Origin of the sequence: Aurantimonas sp. C2-5-R2 (assembly GCF_036549495.1) — a bacterium.
Classification (GTDB): domain Bacteria; phylum Pseudomonadota; class Alphaproteobacteria; order Rhizobiales; family Rhizobiaceae; genus Aurantimonas; species Aurantimonas coralicida_A.
In genome coordinates this window covers 1-3089 of sequence record NZ_JAZHLJ010000167.1, presented here as the reverse complement: position 1 = coordinate 3089, position 3089 = coordinate 1, and the positions used below count along the sequence as shown (strand labels likewise).

The 3089-nt window shown below is 63.4% G+C and carries 2 protein-coding genes and 1 pseudogene; 2 read left to right on the top strand and 1 reads right to left on the bottom strand.

The features are described 5' to 3' along the window. Positions 1-250: pseudogene (locus VQ044_RS24395) on the top strand (hypothetical protein); the annotation flags it as partial. Here the strand turns inward: VQ044_RS24395 and VQ044_RS24390 are convergent. After that, complete coding sequence (locus VQ044_RS24390; protein ID WP_327650061.1) at positions 247-1893, bottom strand: DUF4158 domain-containing protein; 1647 nt, start codon at positions 1891-1893, stop codon at positions 247-249. The pseudogene VQ044_RS24395 and the gene VQ044_RS24390 overlap by 4 nt on opposite strands. 129 nt (positions 1894-2022) lie before the next feature. Here VQ044_RS24390 and VQ044_RS24385 point away from each other — a divergent pair, with 129 nt between their 5' ends. Next, on the top strand, positions 2023-3051 hold the full coding sequence (locus tag VQ044_RS24385; RefSeq protein WP_331827844.1) for an IS5 family transposase: 1029 nt from the start codon (positions 2023-2025) through the stop codon (positions 3049-3051). Positions 3052-3089: the final 38 nt, after the last annotated feature.

Below are 3089 nucleotides of genomic sequence, written 5' to 3'. Positions count from 1 at the left end.
ATGGACGACATCCCCGAACCGCTCAATCCCGACCGGATGCCGTTCCAAAACGCCGCGTGATCACTTTTTACACGTATCTTCAACTGACCCCGCTATGGCCAACCGCGACACCTCCGTTGCCGACTTCGCCGCCGAGCTCGGCATCAAGCCGGTCACGCTCTACCGGTATGTCGGCCCGAACGGCGAACTCCGGGAGCATGGCCAACAGGTGCTGGCTGCGAAGAACGTGCCCTCAGGAGCGAAGGCTTAGCGTAGTATCTCGCCCTCTCCCGCAACCGACCCCGGCGTGATCGAGATGCGGTTCTCGCCGCGCCAGAGAATGCGCACCGCTTTGTTGTGGGGGAGTTCGGCATTCAGGAGCCGCAGCTCCCGCTCGAGCTCCGCCTTGATGGCGGCGGTAAAGGCCTTGGCGTCCGGCGTGAGATTCAGGCCGTTGTAATAGGAAGCGCGCCTGGCCTCGAAATCCTTGGGCAAGTCATCGTCGGGATTGCGATAGCGGTCGGCGCCGACGATCCAGATCTCCTTGGCGCGGATGCGCTCACGCAACTGACTGAGGACACAAAGCTCGTAGCTGATGCGGTTGACGCGCCCATCCTCACCGACGACAGCGCCACGCCATTTCGCCGGCACGACACCGTCGATCGGAGCCTCTTGCCGAGGGACAAAGCGGCATCCATCGTCGAGCCTTCCCCTAATCCAGTCTAGGGCTTCCAGAACCGGACGCCAGGCCGTGTTGTTCGAGCGGAACTCCAGAACCGAAAGCAGCTTCGGCAACATCCTGCGGTAATGACCGGCATAGGACCCGCGCATCACCTTGTAGATACGCTTGTCGAGCGCTCCTTTCGCCCGGTACTCGTCGACGATCGCCGCAAGCTTCTTCTCGCCCGCCACCGGAAAAATCACATCGCAGATGCGGCCCGACGGATCGTCGATTGCCGCGGCCGCGATCTCGACCAGAAGCCACTCCTTGCCGTAAACCTTTTCGATGTCGCGGGCGATCCCGGCAATCACCTTGCGCTTCGAGCGCACGCTGATCTTGTGAACGGTCTCCACCAGAAGGTCGATCATTCCATCGACGATCTGCGCCTCGCGCGACATCAGAAACACGGCGTAAAGGCCCATTTGCCGCGCCGGAGCGTGCCGGCGCATCTCCGATGCCTTTTCACCCCCGACCCTTCGCACGATCTGCTCGATCCAAGCCTTGCCGGGGACCGACAGAAGCTCTCTCGGCAGTTTCAAGTCCTGGATGAAGGCCAGCCGGTCTGTGATGGCGATGATGTTGTCGAGGCTCGCCTGACCCGCATCAGCCTTGATCGTGTGAAATCCGGTCGCGCTGTCCGGATCGGCCAGCGAGGCCTCCATCAATGCGATGGTTTCGGGACGAAGCCGGTCAGCGACACGGGCGAGATAGGCCTCCAGAAATCGCTGGCGCTCGGAGCGCACGACCCGCTCGATCTCCTTGCGCGAGGGCCCGAAGATCTTCCGGTCCAGGCACCAAAGGAAGACGTGCTCCATCATTGCCCCGACCGACATGCCGCCAGGACAAAGTTCGGCCGATATCCAGACCGTCAGCGTCTCGCGATCCGCCCGCTTCATCCTGCGAAAACCGAGATATTGCAAATTCTCCGCGCAATGGCGCCGTCCGGAACGTCCGGAGAAATCATACGTCGAAAGATCAGCGCTGCCGACACCGAGCTGCTCGGCCACATAGGACACGCCGTCTTGGGGCAGGCCGGCGACGTCTTCGACGAAAAACCCGCGGGACGCGAAGAACTTCAGCTGAACCGCCAGGCCCAGCCGCGCCGAAACCGGCTTGCCATTCACGAAATCGCCGTCCGCAAACGACAGGCTCCAGTCCCGCGCCAAAGCCTCGCCTGAAATGCTCCCGCTCATCCATCCGCTCCCTCAATCGAAGCGGAACCTCAATCGTCGGCCCAGTGCGAGTCAATCTATAACGCCACGTTCCTGTAACGTTCCTCAACTTGGCCAAAATCGCAGCTTCGGGCCGACCGGGCCAAGCTGGTGCTCGACCGCTCGTCGATGACGCGCTGGCGGGCCCGGATCGGAGCTGAGCAGCTCGAACTGCTGCTCGCCGAGACGCTCAGCGTCGCGATGCGGACCGCGGCGACGACGCAGGCAGCATGCGAGCGGGTGACGGTGGATACCACCGTCCAGACCAAGGCGGTCGCGCATCCCACCGACAGTCATCTTCTGATGCGCGGAATCGAGTGGCTGAACCGGCTGGCAAAGCGTCACGGCATTGCGCTGCGCCAGTCGTTCCTTCGCGTCGGTCGCCGCGCGCGGCGCGACGTCTCGCGGCTGATCCACGGGCGCGGCCACAAGCAGGCGATGCGCTGGGTCAGGAAGATGCGCACCTGGCTTGGCCGGCTCGACCGCGACATCGGTCGCAAGATCGCCGGAAACGCCGAGCTCGAGGCTGCCTTTGCGCTTGCGCGCGAACGCGTCGCCACGGTGCTCGCCCAGAAGGCGGGCGACAGCGACAAGCTCTATGCGATGCATGCGCCCGAGGTCGAATGCATCGCCAAGGGAAAAGCACGCACACGCTATGAGTTCGGAGTGAAGACCTCGATCGCGGTGACGAATGCGCGCACCGCTGGCGGTCAGTTCATCATCGGCATGCAGGCACTGCCGGGCACCCCCTATGACGGCCACACCCTCAGCGGCCAGATCGCGCAGGTCGAGCGCCTTACGGGCGTGACAGTCGAGCGTGCCTATGTCGATCGCGGCTACCGCGGCCACAAACACGACCGGTTCGCCCGGGTGTTCATCGCCCACAGCCGCGGGATCGCGTCACCAACGGTTCGACGAGAACTGCGACGTCGAAATGCCATCGAGCCGATTATCGGTCATACCAAGAGCGATGGCCTGCTCGAGCGCAACCACCTCGCCGGCGCCACCGGCGACGCGATCAACGCCGTCCTCGTCGCCGCCGGTCACAATATGCGCCTTCTGGTCGCATGGCTCACCGCGCTTTGGCGGGGGATGTCCCGAAGTTTGTTGAACTTCGGCGAACGACGTTGCCGGGGTTGAAGGTTACGCGGCCCTGGAAACGGAGGCAACGGGCTTTT

Excerpts from the sequence above, each read along its gene's own strand:
- VQ044_RS24390 (WP_327650061.1), bottom strand. The coding sequence starts at position 1,893 with ATGAGCGGGAGCATTTCAGGCGAGGCTTTGGCGCGGGACTGGAGCCTG.